This window comes from Priestia sp. D51 (assembly GCF_053345675.1).
In genome coordinates this window covers 1-19531 of the sequence record NZ_JBLTIR010000008.1, presented here as the reverse complement: position 1 = coordinate 19531, position 19531 = coordinate 1, and the positions used below count along the sequence as shown (strand labels likewise).

Below are 19531 nucleotides of genomic sequence, written 5' to 3'. Positions count from 1 at the left end.
CACTTTTTATTTCGCATAATCCGTAACCCTGTTTGTGATACACGTAGCTTTTAAAAAAATCCATACTTTCTGCTTTTATATTCCATAATTTTAATACTCTTGTTTCAAATCTTTGTATATCTTTAAAGCTTGTTCATATGTATCGTTGTTTGAAGCAATTTGATAGTTTTTTGCGCTATCATCTGTATGACAAATCCCTTTATCATCTATCATTAAAGTTCCTGAAATTTTATCATGATAGACAAATGTTATTGATATTGTCTTATCAAGATTCAGTTGTTGGTTGGTTTGTCCTATATATTCGATTTGATTATATGAATTAACAAGCGACTGAACCCTTTCTCGCTCAACTTTATCATATCCCTCATATAAACTTTGCCCTAAACCAATATCAACATAATCTGCTTTTATTGCCTTTACAGAGTTATTACTGCGTCCATTTATAATAAGGACTATTATTACAATGCTAAGAATAAATAATAATTTTTTCACAATTTTAATCCCTTCAAAGTATTAATTTTTAAACTTTTATAAACACGTCACTATCTTTTTTACTTAGACATATATATTTAAACTAACGTTTTATTTAAGAACTGAAGTAAAAAAAGCAGTTAAAATCAATAACACAAAAAATGTTATAAAAAAGTATCCTATTATACGTATTCCTTTAGGAACTCCTGATGTGTTGATTTTCGTCGGATTTCCTGAAACCTTATTTAAATGATCTTCAACATCATTTATGCTGTTTTTATTCTCTTTATCCATTAATTTAAAATACCTCCTAGAATATTCTTGTATTATTAATGGTAACATTTATCTTTTAATCTAAATTACTAAAGTGGAAAACTAATTCAAACTTCCTAGAGCGCACATTATGGTAACTAGCTATTTATGATCGTTTTTCCTCAAAAGACACCATATATCGGTTCTTTCTAGTGGTATAATAAGGAAATGAATATGATTTAAAAAAGTTGTTTTCTACAACAACTTTTTTAAATCATATTTTTATTTCAGCGAATGTTTTTTGCTAAATAGTGATCTTTTTCTCAATGTAAACTAAGCGTTGTCACATGTATACCAAGGGTTTATAGCTTTATATTGATTAAAATCATAAACTGAATGTGAAGGAGGCAGTTAAGATGAAACTTGCTGAACAAATCAGAAAGATACGTAAAAACGAAAATCTTTCACAAGAGCAGTTAGGTCAAAAAATGAATGTTACCAGACAAGCAATTTATAAATGGGAAAGTGGAAAAGGATACCCGGACATTCAAAATCTAATCCTGCTCAGTGAACTATTCGAAATTAGTCTTGATGAGTTAATAAAAGGTGATCATTCTTTGCAAGGTAAAATTAAAGTAAAGGGAGGAACAGGTATGTTCTCTAATCGTAGTCTTTTGTCTGCATTAAACTATTTTAGTTTGTTTTTTGCTCCAATTGTTTTTCCACTTATTACACTAATATTTGGCTATAAAGAAATGAAGCAGCATGGAAAAAGAGCATTTATATCTCATTTAATACCAACTGCGACCCTTATCGTGATAGGAATCAGTTATTACATATCTGCAAAATTAGCTGGAACACAGACACCTAATTCTATATTAGTTAGTGGTGGTAGTATTTTAATCATACTCATTATGTTTGGTGTTATTGTATGGAACGTAAAAGAAGGAGTTAAGCAACTAAAAGCTTAAATAAAAGGCGAAAAAGCCATCTTTGGGGAAGATGGCTTTTTCTACTGATAAATATTAGGTTGTAAGTGGAGTCCTGAAAGACTTCTCAAGTAGTTTACTCAAAGGTTGCACCAGTTATGCAATCTTTACATAGCAATTTCGCACAATCCTATTGCATAAATGAAAGTTTTAAAAAATGTATCTATATTTTCATTTTATAAAACAGGTACGGAAAAGTATGAAGATCTTTATTAAAAACTCTCAAATAAGAGAGTTTTTTTATTTTTTGTATAAAAAACACAACTTTTTTTGAAAAACTCTCGTCTAAGTAACGAATATTGGTTAAAAGGATGGTCAGGATATTGGAAAATATAAAAAAAGACGAAATCGAGCGTTGGTATGACGACCATAGCGACGCCATATTAAAATTTATTTTAATGCTGGTGAAAGATTATCAGCAAGCTGAAGATTTGACGCATGAAACCTTCGTGAAAGCTTACCTCTCTTACGATTCCTTTCAGCAAAATTCTAGCGAAAAGACTTGGTTGTTCCGCATTGCGCATAATGTCACCATTGATTATTTTAGAAAACAGAAACCTTTAAGTCTTTTGAAAGATTTTATTCTATCAAAAACAGACCCTAATCGCTTACCTCAAGAGATGATTGAGCTTAAGGAAACTTCTCTAGAGCTGTATCAAGCGTTAGAAAAGCTGAAAGACGGACACAGAAAGGTTATTTTATTGCGAAAAGTTCAAGGTTTTTCTGTTAAGGATACGGCGACCATTTTAGGGTGGTCTGAAAGCAAAGTAAAGTCTACCCAGTTCAGGGCAATTCCTGCTTTGAGAAAGCAGTTAGTAAAGGACGGATATATATATGAAGAAACGATTTAATTCTTTTATGGATGATAGTTCACTAGAAAAACTGAATGAGGATTTGGTCTGGAAATCAAATCAAAAACAAAAACAGAAGCAGCGACTTCTAGAAGCCATTGATCAATTAGAGCGATCAGAATCAATAAAGCCTGGAAACGATATATTACCTATGAAAAAAAATCACCTTCTAAGAAATGTTGTGTACTGTGGTATTGCACTTGTTATTTTGAGTGGTGCATTCATTAGTTCAGCATTTGTTTCTCCAGCAATGGCTCAAGTGGCTGCTAAAATACCTTATTTGGGTCAGATTTTTAAAAGAGAGTCTGTAGGTACTGAAATTATTAATACGTTAAGAGAAAAGGGTTATAAAATTGACCTTCTAGGACAGACCTATTATGGAGGCAGGAAACAGATTGAGGTGCATGTGGGTGGCTCAGAGAAATATTTCAAAGACGTTAAAGAAGATATATATAAGATTACAAAGGGTATCTTAACAGCACGCAAATACGATACGTATAAAGTTAAAGTTACAAGGTATGATGTTACTCAAGACAAGTATAAACCTGATCCTCGCCAAGAAAAATACGACAAAATAAACCAAGAGATTGATGCTGAATTAAAAAAACGTAATTATCATGTGTTAGATGCTAGCATAGCAGGGTTTGACTCAGATGCAAGAGTAGCTCTAGAAGTACTTGATACTGAGAAACATATCGAAGAGATTAAACAAGTAATTAAAGATGTCCTTGTTGAAAACAACGAAGAAAAAACACCTATAAAGGTATATAAAATTAACTTAAAAAAGCAAGAACAAAACGGGCGATGGGGAAACATTATTAGTGACGTTGGAGAAGATTTATTAGGGAAAGAAAAATATCATGTGAAGATGGTTGGTTATTCCGTTCATCCTGAGCCACAAGTAGTGATCTATACTTCATTAAGCAATTCTGAAGAGAATAAACAGTTTGCCAATGAACTCGAAGGAATTATTGATGAATTCCTTCAAACAGATGACATGAAGGCTAAAATAAAAGGTGATCCGTATAAAATCATTATTTACGCTAAAGGAAAGAAAAAACTAAATTAAATAGACGGGTTCCTCCCCTGAGGATTAGGCTCACTATTTCTCAGGGTACTTCTTTTTTAGTTTATATCAAACGGAATACGGGCTATAACCTTACTATGTATGAGTGAATTTTTCTCAGAAATAGAAAACTATTTTGTTTTTGAAGCGTCTAATTAACAGTATCAACAAATTTATATAGAAATGGTGTTTTACAAATGGAACGTAAGAAATCAGAAAGCTTTAATTATGGGCTTGCTTTCACCCTTTTATTATTTTTTATTATTAGTTGTGTCGCTATTTTTAATGCCCAACAAACAGGACAGTACACAACAAACTTTGTCGTTAAACAAGTGGAATGGTACATTGTAGGCGGAGTCATTATCTTCATGATGATGAGGCCTGATGAAGACCAATTGAATCGGATCACGTGGTTTTTCTACGGTTTTACTATTTTTATTCTTATTTTGCTAATTATTTCGCCCACAAGTATTGCTCCTCTCAAAAATAATGCGAAAAGTTGGTTTGTGCTCCCTGGAATTGGTTCAATACAGCCATCCGAGTTCATGAAAATCTCCTTAATATTAGCGTTTAGTAAAGTAATTCAACAACACAATGAAAAATTTAGAGTTAGAGATGTCAGGAGTGATTTGCTGCTAATTGGAAAATTGGGTGCAACTCTTTCCATCCCGATACTTTTGATTATGCAACAACCCGATTTGGGAACAGCACTCGTAATGATTTTTTTATTTTTTATGATGTTATTTATTTCAGGTGTCACGTGGAAGCTCATTCTTCCTATTTTTACTTCTATGGGAGTAGTCGCTTCTATCATTTTATACATGGTACTGAATCATGCGGCAATCCTAGAAAAATACCTTCATTTACACCCCTACCAGTTTGATCGTATTTATGCTTGGTTTGATCCAGAATCATATGCTGGAAGTCTTTCCTACAACTACTTGCAGGTTGTAAAGGCAATTGGTTCGGGTTCTATATCAGGGCGAGATACCTCCCATTATGCTGTATATGTTCCGGAAAAGCATTCAGATTTCATTTTTAGTGCAATTGGAGAGAACTATGGGTTTGTGGGAACAAGTTTGGTTCTTCTTTTGTTTATGGTATTAATTTATCAAATTATAACGGTCGCCTTTCATACAAAAGATAAATATTCTACGTACATTTGTACAGGAATTATATCCGTTATTTTCTTCCATGTTCTTGAGAATGTAGGAATGTGTATAGGTCTTCTTCCTATTACAGGCATCCCTTTACCTTTTATAAGCTATGGGGGCAGTTCTCTTATGAGCAGCATGTGTTTAATGGGGCTCGTTTTAAGTATTAGTTTTAGATCAAATGTGTATATTTTCGATCAAAATGAGAGGTAACTAGAAATGAACAAAGAAGTGAAGAGTAATGAACTAAATATGACGTCTCAAACACGTCTACATATATTAAAGTATATTTTATTTGTTTCTTTTGGATTCTTGTACATTGGCTTTGTTATGTGGTGTTTGTAGCCAATTAACCTGATCCAAATATTTTAAGCAAATAAGTTAAAAAAGTAAGTTCGATTTATAATCTCATCATTAAGTGAACAAAAAAGAATCCTTTGCTAACATAAGCAAAGGTTTTTCAAGTTTATTAGAATAGGGGGAATACGTTATTAGTTTGGCCATATTTATAGATTAATATACATGGTGATTTATAATCTTAGTATTTAATAAAGTCTAAATATAGGGAAGGTGACAAGATGGATGAATTTAAAGATTTACTATCTTACGGCATTTTAATGAAGCCTACTTCTTATTCTAAGTTAAAATTAGCTATTGAACAGTTAACAACGGAGGAGTGGTTTAAAGAGTTGTATAAGGTTCCGTCTTATAACACTACAATTTGGAAGGACAAACAAATAAAAAGGATCCTTTTAGATCCTCAAAAAATAAAGATGATAAAACAAGATCAATCTCATGCAATGGAATTTATTGATCTTATCAAAGAATCAGCCGAATAAAACAAAGGCTTTGCTGATAAGCAGGGGCTTTGTTTTATAATTAAAATTTCCGATAAGAGTGATTATGGTAACTAAGTTTTTTACATGAACTATTACTTTAATGTTATTTTTAGTAATAGGGAGAGTGGGATATGAATTTAAAAAAGAGCCAGTCTTATATCGATTTGACAATAAGAAATTGGGATAACACAGAGTTTGGCAGTAAGTTGTGGGAAATGTGTGAAGCAGCTAGAGAATATAAAAATGATCAAGTTGAAGTCCATCAAGTAGTCAATTTAGGGAAACGTAAAGGCGAATGGCATTACTTAATTATCTTAAATATCAGTCAAGATTTGGATAATTTAGGAGAACTTATAGAAAGTAATTATAGGTAATTAAAGGCCCATTTTTCTATGTTGTAGAATAATGGGCCTTTGGTTCCTGTAATTGGTTTTATGTTAACTAAACGCTTATAAGGTATACATTTATAAAACAGAAAAAACTGCCATCGGTGAAGGCAGTTCTTCTGTTCTTGTTTAATGGTTGTTTTTTATTAAATATAACGATGCTTTTTGGATAAAACGAGAGCAGAGATACCAATCATTACCACACCCATGATGGCTGGAGTAGTGTGACTAACTATTGAATACAGCTGACCACCAATGATAGGTCCACTAAATCGGGCTAGAGATTGAATACTTTGAGCTCCCCCTAGTATTTGACCTTGTTCACTGTCACTAACAGATTTTGAAAGCATCCCGTTAAATGATGGCCCAAAGATTGAATCACCGAGTCCGAAGAAAACCATCCCAACGATAAAGACTAGAGAAAAGGCTGTAACGGCTGAAATGGCAATAAGGATAAAACCAATAATTTGACTTATCATGCCTAATAGAGCAATTTTTTTATCCGTCAAAGATTTGAGTAGTCGTGGCATAATAAGTGCTTGGGAAAAGATATCCAGTACACCTATTATAGAAAATGTCAGGCCAATCAATATAGGCTGCCATGCAAATGTATCTATTGAAAACTGAGAGAAGATAGCTTGTAATGATCCATTAGGAATCCAAATTAGAAAACCGGCAATTAGCAGCCATTTTACAGAGTGAAAGGAAAAAACCTTTGATAATTGTATAAATGGATTAAGATGTCTAACAGAGATACTGGAAGAGCGTCTGGACTTCTCAAGACTCTCAGGCATAAAAAAATAGCCATATATGGCATTGAGTAATGTAATAACCGTACCAGCATACATAGGAACACTGTTTCCAAAAGTCGCAAGTGCACCTCCAATGATAGGACCCAAAGCAGTGCCCACCCCAACAACAGCACTAATCCAACCAAAGTACTTAGTGCGTTCGTTTGAAGGTGTGATGTCTGCAAAGTAAGCAAAAATCGCTGAAATTTCACCACCTGTCAAACCTTCAATGATACGGCCAATGAAGAGAATCCAAAGTGCACCTCCAATTCCAAAGATAAAATAACCAAAGGCAGAGCCGATTAGACTAACAATTAATACTGGACGACGACCATATCTATCGCTTAACGCACCTAAGACTGGTGCAGCCAAGAAGACAGAAAGAGCGTATATAGAAGTAAGTAATGTCACTGCAGTAGCCTGACTGCTGGGACTACTAGTATAAGTCCTTACTAAAAAAGGTAAAACAGGGCTAACTATAGTCAATCCAAGACCCGTTAAGAAGACCGTGATAAGCCCAAACGTTAGGGCATGTTTATTTATTGAAGTATGCATAATAGTTCTCCTTTGACTTTATTATTTCTAAGGAAACAAATACAAGTTTATTGTTTTATTGTTTCCTTGTCAACAATAAAACAACATAAAAAAACACCACTTACTCAGTGATATTTTTCAAATGATGTCTATATCGACCAATGAAACGAAAAATAGTGTCAAATTCCTCATCGGTCATGTACTTAAATACTTCTTTATCACGTTCAAGAAAAGATTGGTGTAATTCTTGATGGACATCATTTATTTTTTGTCCATTGGTTGTTAGGCGAAAATATATTTCCTTTTTATTTTCAACACTTTGATAACTCTCAATCATATTTTTAGCTATTAGCTTCTTAGTAAGCTTACTTATAGCACCTCGAGTCATGTAGCTTGCAGCTGCAAGCTTTGTTACATTTGCATTTGGGATTAAAGCAATATTTTCGATTAATTCTATTTCACTCAACTTATAGTCCTTTAAAGCCAATTCTACTTCCGGTTTATTACGCCAGATTATTTCATTACACAAATCCATAAGTTCACTCATTAACTGCTGCCTTTTATCCATACTAACTCCTCCCTAATTTGTATACAGTATAACGAGTTTTTGTTTCTTTCACAACGAAATAAAGCACTATAATACTTATTGAGAATACGTAACAAGGATCAATATTAATGAGAAGTAAATAATTAAGCTTTTTATTATAACTAATCTATCTTCTACTTTTCTTTCAAGACATTGATTTGTTTATATTATCCTAACAGGAAAATAGTGAAATATTTAATCTTACAATGTCTTTAACTAGATATTTTTAAGTAGGAATACAAAAATAATGTATTTTATTTATAAAAGTAAATAGATAAACTAACTTATAAAAATCTTAGTTGTATCATTTACACTAACTGACGACAAATACAAAGTTCTTCTATCATTCTCAACAGTCTAAAAAGGTACACCTTTTTAGTCTATCTATAATCAAATGACAAAGTGTCTATTTAGTCAATATAATTAATCTTTATGGACGTACAAAAAATAATGTATCTTTATAGACGATATGTTATTTTCAATTTTAGTTAAGCACAGTGTATCTTATAGGCACAAAAAGAGCATCTGATTACTTATCAGTGCTCCTTGTCTTTTTCTTAGGTATTAATACAGATTTATCTATGAAATTACCTTTTTATAATGGTTTTCTATCTTTTTTAAGGAGATAAGAATATGAGGTTGTTCAGGAGGCGTAAAGAACTCTAATTCTTTCTGATATTCGTCAGGGGAGAAATACAATTTACCCCACTTTTTTAAAACCCACCCTTTAACCCCTTTGGGAATAATTCCATACTGATCTGATTTTAGATTGTTTATATCTAAAATACTAGAGTTTCTAAATCTCATTAGTGAATTACTCGCGTATATCCGACAAGGCTTTATAAATTCAATTCTGTATAATTTTTTCTCTTTTAATAACATACTATCCCAACCCTAGATTTTAATATTTATTTTAAATTTTACATTTAAGTAATGCTAATTAATACTCTTTCTTTTAATCCACTACAATTAAAATTGTATAGAGGTAAACCTTTTAGTTCACATAACCAATATTCTAACCATCAAAAAATCTTATCTACAAATAGATAAGATTTTTTTCTTATTTTTCAACTGAATTATTCTCTTTTTTAAGATTAAATGAAAACGTGATACTCATAATTACATAGTACACAGCGATGATTGCCATAGAACTAACAATGTTTTCTTTCATATCCTTAAACCAAAACCACAATATAGACACAACGATCCAAACAATTGGATACGTAATAAAGTACACACGGAATTTCTGCTTAATATGGTTCATTAGCTTAACTTAAGTTGGCTTTCTGCTGTTTAAATATTATTTTTATAATTTCTCCAAATAAGAGCCCGATAACTGCTACTGGAATAAATAGTTTGAAAGTATTGTTAGAGATATCTACACCAAATAATACTAAAAAAAGATAGCCAAATATAAAGCCTGTTAATATGAATGCGTATTTCTTTATAATCTTTTCCAAATAAACACCTCTTTTTATTTATAATCACCGTATCCTATGTATAGACAAACAGCTTATTAGTTCTTATTCAAACGCTTATTTTGTTTTCTAACATTAATAACTCTCCAAATAAACAAGCCTAGAGAAACTAATAAAACTAACCAAAAGATTTGAAAAATTATATCTGCCCAATTAATACTTATGATGTTCATACTACCGCCTCCTATAATATATACGAATAAGTTCCATAAAAGTTACATATTTACATCATTTAAACAGATATACTTCAGGAAATCTATTGCATAGAGTATACAATAAAAATATTATTTAAAATAAGAATGTTTTGTATAATATATTTCTAGGATTTCAATTGTAAGATTTAGTTTCAAAAGAAAAATTGGAGTAAAATGATGCTATGAAATGGACAAAAGTAAAAGGAAATATAGAGAGCTTCATTTGCGATAAATTAAAACACAGATTAAGTATCCATTTGACTCAATATAACGTTTCTCGTGGGGAGCAAAAGCGTATATGGATCACTCTAGATAAAAAGGAAGTCTTCAATGCGTCTTCAGCAAATTATTTAATGGAACATGATAAACTTTGGACCGAAATAAAAAAGGAAACAGACAAACCTTTCCCTGACTGTTTATATGAATGTTTTCCAGAGTTCATTGGCAAGACAAATGATTCAGACTACACTACAGTGATTCTAGAGGATAAAAGTATCTTTAATGTCGAGGTGGTCTATGATGCGTTTACTCACTATCCTCAACTATCCATTGACAATGCTTTAAATTCTGAGAGTGTTATTATCAAAGCTATTGCAATGTTAGATAAAAGGTTAGGCAAGAGAAAGCTGGAAAATTTGAAATACAGTTCTAACGTTAATCCATTAATTTTAGGGTTTTACAAATTGAGATGTGAAGTTGAAGGTATTATGACCTTTGAAGACAGACATACCTAATTACTAAAAAGGCTCTGCAGGGAGCCTTTTTTGGTGCTCATAAGCTGTATTTTGCTAACTAGAACTTAAAACAAAACAGGTTACTGTAATAAAAAACAAATACTAAATCTATATATCTATTATTTTTCATATATTTCCTTTATTTATAGTGCTATATTAATAACAAAAAGGTAAAGGTATACATTTTATGATGAAGAAAAGAAAAAAGATTTTTTCTGTTGTTATTATCGCATTGTTATTAATCGGTTATTTTAAGCTAGCTTATACCCCATCTCATGACGTTGAAGAATTTCCTATACCTCGCGAAGCTCACTTAGTAAAAACAACTGTAGGTGAAGACTACATCACTGAAAAATACAAATGGTTTATTGCTTCTGAGGCAGGAAGTATTCCTCCTTGGTACCAAGTAAGTATTTGGTTAAGGGGATGGAGAAAGGGAGAAACAATGGGAGCAGATCAAGTTTATAAAAAAGGTTCTAGGGAAGTTAATCTATCTACTTTTGATAATGAATTTTACCTTAGTAAATAAAGTAAAGTTATGAAAAAGGACTTGATATGACTGAAGGCTCCTTATAAGAGGAGTCTTTTTTATTAGTGATAACGTTTGTCATATGAAATAACTTGTATTTTTTATAAATTCATTAAATGTTTGTACTAAAATTGAAGGAGTAAAAAATGAAAAAAATCGGATACATATTTTTGGGATTATTGTTGTTAGTTGGTACGATCTATTTTTTATTTTTTCACGAACGAAGAGGAATAGATACCGTATATTTAATACCAAATGGTTATAAAGGCTGTGTTGGTGTCTTTTATAACGTAAAAGGAAAGCCACCTTTAAAAGTCCAGAATGATAAAGTTATTCATAAAATTTCTAAGGATGGAAAGTTAGAAACATCTTCCCCAGAATCTTTTGGTTGGTATTCTAGGGAAGATTCAGGTTGGCACAATTCAGAATATTATTATGTGAATGATCAGGGAAAAAAAGTGAAAAAATTGAATTGGGAGAGGGACATTAATTGGGAAATGACGGCTGAAGATGACTACAACGGAAACTATTTTACCTTTTTTATAGGTGGGAAAGACGATGCTAACACACCTCAACCCGAATGTTTTAGTCAGTGAGTATAAATTGGTGTTTTACCTATTAGTCACATTATGGTAACTAAAATTAAAAGCTTTATGGAAAATACAACTATCTAAGCATTCTGGAAGGAGTTATTTAATTAACGTATCTTCCTGATGGAGTGGCTAATTTTCATTATTAAAACATGGTATATGATTAAAATCATAATGATATCTATATAAATTAAATTTAATGTTATTAATAGAGGTAATAGTTAACGTATTTTATTAAAAATAGTTATACCATTTACCTATCTTGTAGAAAAACTTCGTATTTGTCGTCACATAAAGTAAATAGTGAAACCTTAGTAATAACTAACATACTTTAATATTTACTCAACAAATAATATCACTTAAATAAAGTTGTTTTATAAGAGGTTATTCAATTAAAATATTTATTTTTAAAGTTATATGTATATGAATCTACAAATCTGGCCAGACTAATAACGTATTCCCCCTATTCCAATAAATTTGAAAATCCTTTGCCTACATAGGTAAAGGATTATTTTTGGTTCTATATCGTAAAAATGGACAATTTAACTATTAAAAAAACACTTCAAGTTAAAAAAACCTCAACACAACACGTATGTAGACGTTATAGATTATCCTTATTCAATAAAATGTATTTCTTTAGATAATAAGAACTATATTATTTTCACAAAAAGACCAAATATGGAAGAAAATAAAATATAATGTAGTTACGACAAATGCGTAAGAGGGAGTAAAAACGATGAATAAAAAGAGAATATTTATTGCTTTGTTGGTTTTTCTTGTATTTGGGGCAACTATACAAGCACAAGCTGATGTAAGTGTACGTGGATACTACAGAAAAGATGGCACGTATGTTAGACCTCATATGAGGAGTGATCCAGATGGCAACTTTAACAACAACTGGTCCACTAAGGGAAACGTTAATCCTTATACGGGAGAAGAAGGAACAAAGACTTCACCGAGTGATGGTAGTTATTATGACTCGGACTATGATTCATCTGACGATAGTTATAACGATTCAGATAGCTCCTATTCTGATGATACTTATTACGAGGACGATACAGATTATAGCGAAGATAGTTATTCAGATAAAGGATATGACGAAAATGGAGATATATACGACACAGATTCCTTAGATAATGAAGATGCAACAGCTGCAATGAATGCAATGGATACTGTCTATAAATACTTTGATAAGTTAAACGAAAAAGAATATAAAGATGCATATAACTTATGGAGTTCTAAATGGAAAAAGAAACACTCTTATAAAAAATTTAAAAAGGGCTATAAAAGTGTTACACATGAGATAACTACAATATCTATTGATTCAAGCGATGATAATAAAGTGATTGTAGAGGGAGAGGTAGCAACAAAGGAAAAAGGTGAACAGCATAGCTACTCTTTTATTTACAAGGTAAAAGTCAGTGAAAGTGGCAAAGGAAAAATAACAAAAGGAACATTGGTAAAGTCATATTAATATAATCTCGACAATATGGCTTACAGCGTGTTCATTTAGATTAATCTACGTTCAAAAATAATTGTATTATTTAGCCTTAAAGGCTATAGGGGCAGGCTAAAGCCTGCTTTTTCTTTTACTCGTGCAATAGGATATTGCAGATTTGCTATGTAAAGGTTGCATAGCTGATGCAACCTTTATTAAAAACGTCATGTTCAATAGAATGAACATGACGTTCTCCAAACCTGAACATATATGTTCACTTTTAGTTAATATAAAACTAATTACAGGAAAAAATATCCTTATCAGAAGATATATCTGTTATGATAAAAATATAATCTTTTCCAAAGGATGAAGTCTGTGAAGGATTTTTTATCTAGCTTTTTACTTATAACCAGTTGGCTTATCTTTGCTATAAGTGCCTATTTGTTTGTTAGTGTTTTAATCGCACCTTCCTATGCATTTATTCCTTTTTGTAAGGTGGTAGGTGCTGGATTAGTTTGTTTTTATTTATCAAAAAAGCTAAATAAAAAAACTAAAGTTAACTAGGTTTAATCTTTATATAATATACATCCGTAGACTAGACAAGAAGGGTGTGTTCAGTCAGTGACATTTAAAGAGCTTTTGCCATATCATGCGTTAACAGTTATTAGCTCTAGCGTTTCTTATTCCATATTTCTTATCATCATTGAGCCTAGTTATAGAGCTGTTATTGCATTTTTTATGATCTCACTTATTACAATCATTCCTTATTCTGTTGCAGCCGTACCATTGCAGCTATTTCTAAATAAATGGCCTAAGAAGTTTAGTATTCTCTACTTATGTACCTATTCTGTCGTAGCAATCCTATTCCTTTATATCTCTTATAAGTTTCAAGGAAATTGGTCTAATCCGATAGGGGATTTTCGTAAAATGTTTGTATTTGCACTCGGTGCAGCCATCATATACTGGTTTTGGGACTCCATTATCATGAATAAAAAAGAATATCCGTACTATTAAAGTACAAACCTAAACTATATAAGCTACATAAAATGCATTAAATAAATTTTTTGTTCTTCTAATCTTAAAATGTGGTTAAATTCTAACGACATAGTAAAGGGGAAAACAAATATGGCTTTATCCCGTAATCTCACATTAGTTTTACTGAGTTTATTAATCATAATAGGTTTTAGTAGTTATTTTTTATATAGCAGTAACCATCATAAGATACTATCTAAAAGAGAAATTAATGATTTTATAGAAGATAAAAGAAAATCTAACTTATCTATTCTTAAAGAGGAGAATATTACATCTAAGCCAGATCCTCATGCTCTTATTTTATATAAAGATAATACTAAATTGGGCACTTACATCCTTACAAAAAGCAGGCAAGGAATTGAAGAGCACAAGGGAATAGAAGTACCAATAGATAAAACCTTGCCAATACAGGTTACAGGAGCCTTATCAGGGGTTCCATATCTCGGCATATACATTACAAATAATAAATTAATTCAAGAAGGAAAATATATAGAAATAGAATTTGAAGACGGAACAAAAGTAAGAAAGAACATATCTTTAGATCAAAAAGGATATATTCTTTCAGAAAAAACCACTCCTGAAGCACCCAGAGAATCTGTCCAGGTCTCAGTCAAAAAAGATAGTCAAGTTTTATATACAAATGAGTACTAAATAGCTGTTAATCTCTACATTACATACGATTTTAGTTAACATAAAGCCATTTATCTGTAGATAAAAGAAGCAGACCTTTAATTGAAGATCTGCTTCTTTACCTTAGCGAAAACTAAATATATGCCCAAAATAAGCACAATACCCAAACCGATAAAACTTAACCAATACACCCAAGGATAAGTATGTAAAACTGTCGTAACTCCCGTGTTTCTATCCACTATGGTGGACGCACTAGGAGTATAAATTGTATTAATAGTTAAGTACGTTAATAAAGCTTGAGCAATAAGAAGTACACCTATTGCACGTTTCATGGCCTTGCCTCCAAACTTATACATGTTTCTATGTACATTTTAACATAAAGAGACCTAATTAATTGTTAGTTACCATAATCACAGTTATAAGTAGTAAATAGAAGGAGCATTGGTTATAGAGCCAGTGCTTCTTTTATTTATAATAAAAAATTTCTATTTTTTCCTTTAAGTGTATACATTCATTGTTACTTATTCGTTGTATAAGTATAGGGAGGATAAATGATGAAAAAAGAAGACATACTCGCCTCCTATCTTATCGATTTAGGAGAGGAAGTACTCAAACTGTTAATAACGAAGGGTGCGACGAAAGAAGATGCGGAGGACATTATTCAGAATACATTTTATAAGGTATATACACTATTAGGTGATCTAAGAGAGAACACAATACGTCCATGGTTTTTTAGAGTCGCACTTAATGAATACATAGACTTCAAAAGAAAAAAGGAGCAGCAGAATATCTATTTAACAGAAAAAATTTATTCTAAATTGCAATATACAGACTGTGAACTTGATGCCATTTTAAATAAAAATGAAATTTTCTATCTGTTAAAGGACATCAAAAAAGAGTACAAAGAAGTGTTCTTTTTAAAGTATTACTATGATTTTTCTTATGAAGAAATTGCGGTCATGTTGGACGTTAAAATAAACAGTGTAAAGCAAAAGTTATATCGTGCACGTAATTTGATTCACTCAAAAGCAGGAGGAAAACATTAATGGAGAGTTCACTACAAAAAGCTTTACAAAAAGCCAAGCGAAAACAAGCTTTTAAAATTGTCATCATATCAATTGTTGTTGTAATTGTGGCATTAGCAACCCTTTATAGAGCTGGAAGCTATTTTGCAGCCAAAAGTACTGCAAGACTTCATGACGCACTTTTTTTAAATAATGAAATTTCAGGGCCTAATATTCAAATTGACTCCCAAGCAATAAGTGGTCGCTCGATGTTTGAAGGTAACATTGTAACAAATCGTTCCAAGAATATTGATGGTTATGTAGTCCAATGGAGTACACTAACAAGCTCTTATGATTGGTTTAGGTCTCACATTGACACAAATGAATTAGTGCCAGGATTCTACCGGTATGATAAAGAGCTCTATCACTATGATAAACAAACTAAACAGAAGGTTGGAATTTTTTATCATCCATCTATTAAGAGTTACTATGGAGGCGTAAAAAATGACTTAAATGCAGTCTCACAAATGAAAAATTATGTTGCGGAAGTAGCTATCTCTTTTAATCATCCTTATACATTGAAGGAAATACAAAAACAAATTCCCAATAATTTAAACATTGTATGGTTGTATATGGCATCGCCTATTGCAAATGAAAGTAAAGGGCCTGCTGGCATGCCTGTTTATGGGTTTGATCCATCTGATTCGCCAAAAGATGCTTATAATGAATTTACCAAAAACCTTAAAAAGTACAATGCAGACGCTGAAGATGAGACGATTGAGAAGTTTTTAGCATCGAATAAAGATAAATCATTTGATAAAGTCAAAATTTTAGGGGTGATGGTGACAGGCCAAACCCAAAATTTTAAAGCGTTAGAAAATAGAGATTTCATTCGTGGCGCTTCTGTAGGGGCAACGGCACAAAAAGTTCCTTATATCAAGACAGAAAAATAATTAAGCAGAGACTAAGTAAGTATTTGATCTCTTTCTTGTTCCTTTAACGGAGAATATAAAGTCTAGTTACTGTAATTACACTTATAAGAACATTAAAAAAATAACAGCACTCGCCTAAATGGAAGGAGAGTGCTGTTATTTAATTTAATAATCCCTTTTCTTTAAACACTTTTTTCAAAGATACAATAAACATTGAAATAAGCTTAACGTACAATTATATTGAGGTGATTAAAATGAGCACTAATTATAAAAAATACTTTTACAAGAAATTTTCTTTAATATATCTTATTACACTCATGTTATTTATTGTTATCGACATTATGGATTCAGGAAAAATTTCGCTTTTTTCTTCTGAAGATAGTTGGAATTTTATCTTATATCAAATTATCTTTTGTTTAATATTTATAGGATTTTTGAGTGCATTTATCACAAACTTATTATGGAAAAGGAAAAAGAGTAGATAATTAAGAAGCAAACATAACTAATACATGCTTTAGTTACCATAAAACGTATTACCGGAACAAATAAAAAAGTTCCCACTTATCAGGTGTAAACGCTAGAATATAATTGACAGTTTTTGCTCAACGTAATTTTACACTTTTGCTTCAATAAGCTAGAACTCTAGTAAAATAATAGAAGGTGTTATTTTACTGGGGGGACAGCGTTTTGGAGGAGAAGCTAATGCTTTATTTAAATATTCAACAATTACATCAACGGAAGTTTAAAGTATCTCAAATTGCACAGGAGCTCAAAGTATCAAGACCAACCGTTTATAAATATTTAAAAATGACGTTTGAAGAGACAAAAGCATACATGGAACAGCTTCAAGGCAAAGGTAAGAAGTTGGATCCCTACAGGGATTGGATTATCGCTTGGCTTGAAGAATACCCTCATCTCAGTGCAGCACAAATCCACGATTGGCTCTTAGAGCGTTATCCCGATTTAGTTGTTGGCGAGAGTACAGTAAGAGCCTATGTGAAAGAGATGCGGGAGATTTATCAGATTGAGAAAAAAGTAATAATTCGGCAATATGAAGCAATCCCTGAACAACCTATGGGTAAGCAAATCCAGGTGGATTGGGGAGAAACAAAACAGAAGACAACTGAAAAGAATGAAATTAAACTATATTTCATCGCTTTTGTCTTAGCTCACTCTCGATACAAATATATGGAGTGGCAGGACCGGCCTTTTACAACAAATGATGCCATTCGATGTCATGAAAATGCATTTCAATTTTATGGAGGACGTACAGAAGAAATTGTGTATGATCAGGATCGTTTAATTACAGTAAGTGAAAATTCAGGTCAGCTACTTTTAACTTCTGAGTTTCAAAGCTATGTAAATGAGCGTAAGTTTAAAGTTCATTTATGTCGTAAGGCAGACCCAGAATCAAAAGGAATGATTGAGAACGTTGTAAAGTACATAAAGGGAAATTTCGCAGATAGCCGAGTATTTAGCAATATTGAGGATTGGAATAACCGTGCATTACAGTGGCTACATCGCACTGGAAATCAACATGTTCATCAGACAACGAAAAAAAGACCAGCTGAAGTGTTCCCCGTCGAAAAGCAACACTTACAGCCCGTCTCTTCACCACTCTCATATGAAAGCGTCATTACCCCAAGTATAACAAGGAATATTAGTAAGGACAATACAATACGGTTTAAATCAAACCGTTATTCCGTTCCTCTCGGAACGTATAGTGCAGCCTCCGATAATGAGGTTTTTATTGAAGTCACTTCGAGCCAACCGCCAACGTTGATTATCCGTAAACAGTTAGATGGAGAAGTAATTGCTGAACATAGCATTAGTAATGAAAAGGGAAAGCTTATTCAACATCTACATCATATCCGGGATCGCTCAAAAGGTATTGAAGAATTTAAGCAACAACTGGTTTCACATTTTGAAGATCAGAAACGTGCAACTTCTTATTTAAATGAAATTTGTTTAAGATACCCACGGTATCGGCGCGATCAGCTCATAATCATTCAACACACCATTGAGAAATATCCAATGTGGATTGAAGCCACCTTGACTAAATGCATTATAGATAAACTTTACAGCGCCAATGACTTTCGGGATATCGCAAACCACCAAAATGCATTACAAACTGAATGTACCCAAAAGGTTAAGCCTCCCTTTATAAAACATTCAGGTAAAGACAACATCATAGTAACAACTCGCTCCCTTACTGCTTACACAAGTATTTTAGGAGGTGACCCACAGTGAATAAGACTGTAAATGACTTGCAGGAACATTTTCGCCAATTAAGGTTATCTGAAACAGCTGAGGAGCTACCAAAGCTCCTACGTGAGGCTGAAAAATCTTCTTGGACGTATTTAGAATTTCTTGAATCTATTACGCGTTACGAACTTAGAAAACGCGAAGTAAAGAGTTTAGAAAGAAGAATGAAGTGGGCGCACTTCCCTTACGTGAAGTCATTAAGTGAATTTAAATTAGAAGAGCAAACAGCTTTAACGGGACGTCAATTGACCCAGATCGCAGAGCTAAACTGGCTTGAGCAGCAGTATAATTTAATTTTATTGGGACCGCCAGGCGTTGGTAAAACATTTTTAGCGATTGGTTTGGGGGTTGAGTCTATTCACAGAGGTTTCAACGTCTATTTCGTAACTATGGGTGAGCTTATTCATCTTTTAAAAACGGAAGAGTTTCTAAACAAATCAAAAGTGCAGCTAAAGCGCTTAAGAGGCGCCGATCTGATTATCATTGATGATTTAATGTACATGGCAATGGATCAGCGAGAAGCAAATTTGTTTTTCCATTTAATTAATCATTTGTATGAACGAAGTTCTATCATTCTTACATCCAATAAAAGCCCTGAACAGTGGGGTGAACTAATGGGAGATCAAGGAATTACTACTGCAATTTTAGATCGTTTACTCCATCGTGTAGAAGTCATTCATATGGATGGAGATAGTTATCGAATGAAACATCGAAAAAGTGTATTTTCAGCAGAAGTGTAAAAAGCAAATAAGCAAAAAGTGTAAAATTCGACGGCTCTTTCTCACT

At 32.2% G+C, this 19531-nt stretch carries 23 protein-coding genes; 16 read left to right on the top strand and 7 right to left on the bottom strand.

Translation table 11 applies throughout. The features are described 5' to 3' along the window. Positions 1–90: 90 nt before the first annotated feature. Together ACNHOZ_RS23800 and ACNHOZ_RS23795 are read right to left on the bottom strand one after the other, a co-directional pair. Complete coding sequence (locus ACNHOZ_RS23800) at positions 91–492, bottom strand: hypothetical protein (protein ID WP_421545583.1); 402 nt, start codon at positions 490–492, stop codon at positions 91–93. A 90-nt stretch (positions 493–582) separates the two neighbouring features. Beyond that, positions 583–765, bottom strand: coding sequence for a hypothetical protein (locus tag ACNHOZ_RS23795; protein WP_048022071.1), 183 nt, complete (start codon positions 763–765; stop codon positions 583–585). A gap of 374 nt (positions 766–1139) precedes the next feature. Between ACNHOZ_RS23795 and ACNHOZ_RS23790 the strand changes: the two genes are divergently transcribed. The 6 genes from ACNHOZ_RS23790 (at position 1140) to ACNHOZ_RS23765 (ending at position 5996) form a co-directional block, all read left to right on the top strand. Next, positions 1140–1694, top strand: a complete 555-nt coding sequence (locus tag ACNHOZ_RS23790; RefSeq protein WP_053074095.1) for a helix-turn-helix transcriptional regulator — start codon at positions 1140–1142, stop codon at positions 1692–1694. A gap of 341 nt (positions 1695–2035) precedes the next feature. Next, positions 2036–2563, top strand: coding sequence for an RNA polymerase sigma factor (locus tag ACNHOZ_RS23785; protein ID WP_182031610.1), 528 nt, complete (start codon positions 2036–2038; stop codon positions 2561–2563). Beyond that, positions 2547–3632, top strand: coding sequence for a DUF4030 domain-containing protein (locus ACNHOZ_RS23780; RefSeq protein WP_098113941.1), 1086 nt, complete (start codon positions 2547–2549; stop codon positions 3630–3632). The genes ACNHOZ_RS23785 and ACNHOZ_RS23780 overlap by 17 nt, the downstream gene beginning before the upstream one ends. 194 nt (positions 3633–3826) lie before the next feature. Then, the gene (locus ACNHOZ_RS23775; protein WP_447697303.1) at positions 3827–4996 is read left to right on the top strand and encodes an FtsW/RodA/SpoVE family cell cycle protein; all 1170 of its coding nucleotides are present in this window, start codon (positions 3827–3829) and stop codon (positions 4994–4996) included. A gap of 365 nt (positions 4997–5361) precedes the next feature. Next, a complete protein-coding gene (locus ACNHOZ_RS23770) occupies positions 5362–5622 on the top strand; it encodes a hypothetical protein (protein WP_154992555.1) in 261 nt (86 codons plus the stop codon). Between the two features lie 131 nt (positions 5623–5753). Then, positions 5754–5996: a hypothetical protein gene (locus ACNHOZ_RS23765; protein WP_047751991.1), complete on the top strand. Its 243-nt coding sequence runs from the start codon at positions 5754–5756 to the stop codon at positions 5994–5996. 158 nt (positions 5997–6154) lie between these two features. Here ACNHOZ_RS23765 and ACNHOZ_RS23760 read toward each other — a convergent pair whose 3' ends face one another. The 4 genes from ACNHOZ_RS23760 to ACNHOZ_RS23745 form a co-directional block, all read right to left on the bottom strand. Further along, positions 6155–7354: an MFS transporter gene (locus tag ACNHOZ_RS23760; RefSeq protein WP_098113791.1), complete on the bottom strand. Its 1200-nt coding sequence runs from the start codon at positions 7352–7354 to the stop codon at positions 6155–6157. A 100-nt stretch (positions 7355–7454) separates the two neighbouring features. Further along, entirely contained in the window at positions 7455–7901 is a 447-nt protein-coding gene (locus tag ACNHOZ_RS23755; RefSeq protein WP_098113792.1) for a MarR family transcriptional regulator, read from the bottom strand. A gap of 597 nt (positions 7902–8498) precedes the next feature. Continuing rightward, positions 8499–8801 (bottom strand): hypothetical protein, encoded by a 303-nt coding sequence (locus ACNHOZ_RS23750; protein WP_182031735.1) that lies wholly within the window; start codon positions 8799–8801, stop codon positions 8499–8501. Between the two features lie 386 nt (positions 8802–9187). Further along, the gene (locus ACNHOZ_RS23745) at positions 9188–9379 is read right to left on the bottom strand and encodes a hypothetical protein (protein ID WP_182031733.1); all 192 of its coding nucleotides are present in this window, start codon (positions 9377–9379) and stop codon (positions 9188–9190) included. Positions 9380–9773: 394 nt separating this feature from the next. On the opposite strand from ACNHOZ_RS23745, the gene ACNHOZ_RS23740 reads away from it, so the two are divergent. The 6 genes from ACNHOZ_RS23740 (at position 9774) to ACNHOZ_RS23715 (ending at position 14565) form a co-directional block, all read left to right on the top strand. Continuing rightward, positions 9774–10325 carry an SF0329 family protein gene (locus tag ACNHOZ_RS23740; RefSeq protein ID WP_182031612.1) on the top strand — a complete coding sequence of 184 codons (552 nt, stop codon included), beginning with the start codon at positions 9774–9776 and terminating at the stop codon, positions 10323–10325. A 187-nt stretch (positions 10326–10512) separates the two neighbouring features. Then, positions 10513–10854 carry a hypothetical protein gene (locus ACNHOZ_RS23735; RefSeq protein ID WP_182031614.1) on the top strand — a complete coding sequence of 114 codons (342 nt, stop codon included), beginning with the start codon at positions 10513–10515 and terminating at the stop codon, positions 10852–10854. A 146-nt stretch (positions 10855–11000) separates the two neighbouring features. After that, on the top strand, positions 11001–11450 hold the full coding sequence (locus ACNHOZ_RS23730) for a DUF6843 domain-containing protein (protein ID WP_263036170.1): 450 nt from the start codon (positions 11001–11003) through the stop codon (positions 11448–11450). Between the two features lie 730 nt (positions 11451–12180). Beyond that, complete coding sequence (locus ACNHOZ_RS23725; protein WP_337050653.1) at positions 12181–12918, top strand: hypothetical protein; 738 nt, start codon at positions 12181–12183, stop codon at positions 12916–12918. Positions 12919–13503: 585 nt separating this feature from the next. Continuing rightward, positions 13504–13896, top strand: coding sequence for a UPF0715 family protein (locus ACNHOZ_RS23720; RefSeq protein ID WP_447697302.1), 393 nt, complete (start codon positions 13504–13506; stop codon positions 13894–13896). A gap of 111 nt (positions 13897–14007) precedes the next feature. Then, positions 14008–14565, top strand: coding sequence for a hypothetical protein (locus ACNHOZ_RS23715; protein ID WP_447697301.1), 558 nt, complete (start codon positions 14008–14010; stop codon positions 14563–14565). A 77-nt stretch (positions 14566–14642) separates the two neighbouring features. On the opposite strand, the gene ACNHOZ_RS23710 is transcribed toward ACNHOZ_RS23715, so the two are convergent. Beyond that, positions 14643–14876 (bottom strand): hypothetical protein, encoded by a 234-nt coding sequence (locus ACNHOZ_RS23710; protein ID WP_376187477.1) that lies wholly within the window; start codon positions 14874–14876, stop codon positions 14643–14645. 222 nt (positions 14877–15098) lie between these two features. Here ACNHOZ_RS23710 and ACNHOZ_RS23705 point away from each other — a divergent pair, with 222 nt between their 5' ends. The 4 genes from ACNHOZ_RS23705 to istB all read left to right on the top strand — a co-directional run bounded on the left by ACNHOZ_RS23705 (position 15099) and on the right by istB (position 19485). Beyond that, a complete protein-coding gene (locus tag ACNHOZ_RS23705) occupies positions 15099–15590 on the top strand; it encodes an RNA polymerase sigma factor (protein WP_277448023.1) in 492 nt (163 codons plus the stop codon). Then, on the top strand, positions 15590–16501 hold the full coding sequence (locus tag ACNHOZ_RS23700) for a sigma factor regulator N-terminal domain-containing protein (protein WP_447697300.1): 912 nt from the start codon (positions 15590–15592) through the stop codon (positions 16499–16501). Before ACNHOZ_RS23705 ends, ACNHOZ_RS23700 begins: the two co-directional genes overlap by 1 nt. A 681-nt stretch (positions 16502–17182) precedes the next feature. Then, entirely contained in the window at positions 17183–18730 is a 1548-nt protein-coding gene (gene istA, locus ACNHOZ_RS23695) for an IS21 family transposase (protein ID WP_152669682.1), read from the top strand. After that, positions 18727–19485, top strand: a complete 759-nt coding sequence (istB, locus tag ACNHOZ_RS23690) for an IS21-like element helper ATPase IstB (RefSeq protein WP_447697299.1) — start codon at positions 18727–18729, stop codon at positions 19483–19485. Before istA ends, istB begins: the two co-directional genes overlap by 4 nt. Positions 19486–19531 lie beyond the last annotated feature (46 nt).

Bases quoted from the DNA above. Each gene is read 5' to 3' on its own strand.
- ACNHOZ_RS23795 (WP_048022071.1), bottom strand. From the start codon at position 765: ATGGATAAAGAGAATAAAAACAGCATAAATGATGTTGAAGATCATTTA.
- ACNHOZ_RS23790 (WP_053074095.1), top strand. From the start codon at position 1,140: ATGAAACTTGCTGAACAAATCAGAAAGATACGTAAAAACGAAAATCTT.
- ACNHOZ_RS23780 (WP_098113941.1), top strand. From the start codon at position 2,547: ATGAAGAAACGATTTAATTCTTTTATGGATGATAGTTCACTAGAAAAA.
- ACNHOZ_RS23775 (WP_447697303.1), top strand. From the start codon at position 3,827: ATGGAACGTAAGAAATCAGAAAGCTTTAATTATGGGCTTGCTTTCACC.
- ACNHOZ_RS23770 (WP_154992555.1), top strand. From the start codon at position 5,362: ATGGATGAATTTAAAGATTTACTATCTTACGGCATTTTAATGAAGCCT.
- ACNHOZ_RS23765 (WP_047751991.1), top strand. From the start codon at position 5,754: ATGAATTTAAAAAAGAGCCAGTCTTATATCGATTTGACAATAAGAAAT.
- ACNHOZ_RS23760 (WP_098113791.1), bottom strand. From the start codon at position 7,354: ATGCATACTTCAATAAATAAACATGCCCTAACGTTTGGGCTTATCACG.
- ACNHOZ_RS23755 (WP_098113792.1), bottom strand. From the start codon at position 7,901: ATGGATAAAAGGCAGCAGTTAATGAGTGAACTTATGGATTTGTGTAAT.
- ACNHOZ_RS23750 (WP_182031735.1), bottom strand. From the start codon at position 8,801: ATGTTATTAAAAGAGAAAAAATTATACAGAATTGAATTTATAAAGCCT.
- ACNHOZ_RS23740 (WP_182031612.1), top strand. From the start codon at position 9,774: ATGAAATGGACAAAAGTAAAAGGAAATATAGAGAGCTTCATTTGCGAT.
- ACNHOZ_RS23735 (WP_182031614.1), top strand. From the start codon at position 10,513: ATGATGAAGAAAAGAAAAAAGATTTTTTCTGTTGTTATTATCGCATTG.
- ACNHOZ_RS23730 (WP_263036170.1), top strand. From the start codon at position 11,001: ATGAAAAAAATCGGATACATATTTTTGGGATTATTGTTGTTAGTTGGT.
- ACNHOZ_RS23725 (WP_337050653.1), top strand. From the start codon at position 12,181: ATGAATAAAAAGAGAATATTTATTGCTTTGTTGGTTTTTCTTGTATTT.
- ACNHOZ_RS23715 (WP_447697301.1), top strand. From the start codon at position 14,008: ATGGCTTTATCCCGTAATCTCACATTAGTTTTACTGAGTTTATTAATC.
- ACNHOZ_RS23710 (WP_376187477.1), bottom strand. From the start codon at position 14,876: ATGAAACGTGCAATAGGTGTACTTCTTATTGCTCAAGCTTTATTAACG.
- ACNHOZ_RS23705 (WP_277448023.1), top strand. From the start codon at position 15,099: ATGAAAAAAGAAGACATACTCGCCTCCTATCTTATCGATTTAGGAGAG.
- ACNHOZ_RS23700 (WP_447697300.1), top strand. From the start codon at position 15,590: ATGGAGAGTTCACTACAAAAAGCTTTACAAAAAGCCAAGCGAAAACAA.
- istA (WP_152669682.1), top strand. From the start codon at position 17,183: ATGCTTTATTTAAATATTCAACAATTACATCAACGGAAGTTTAAAGTA.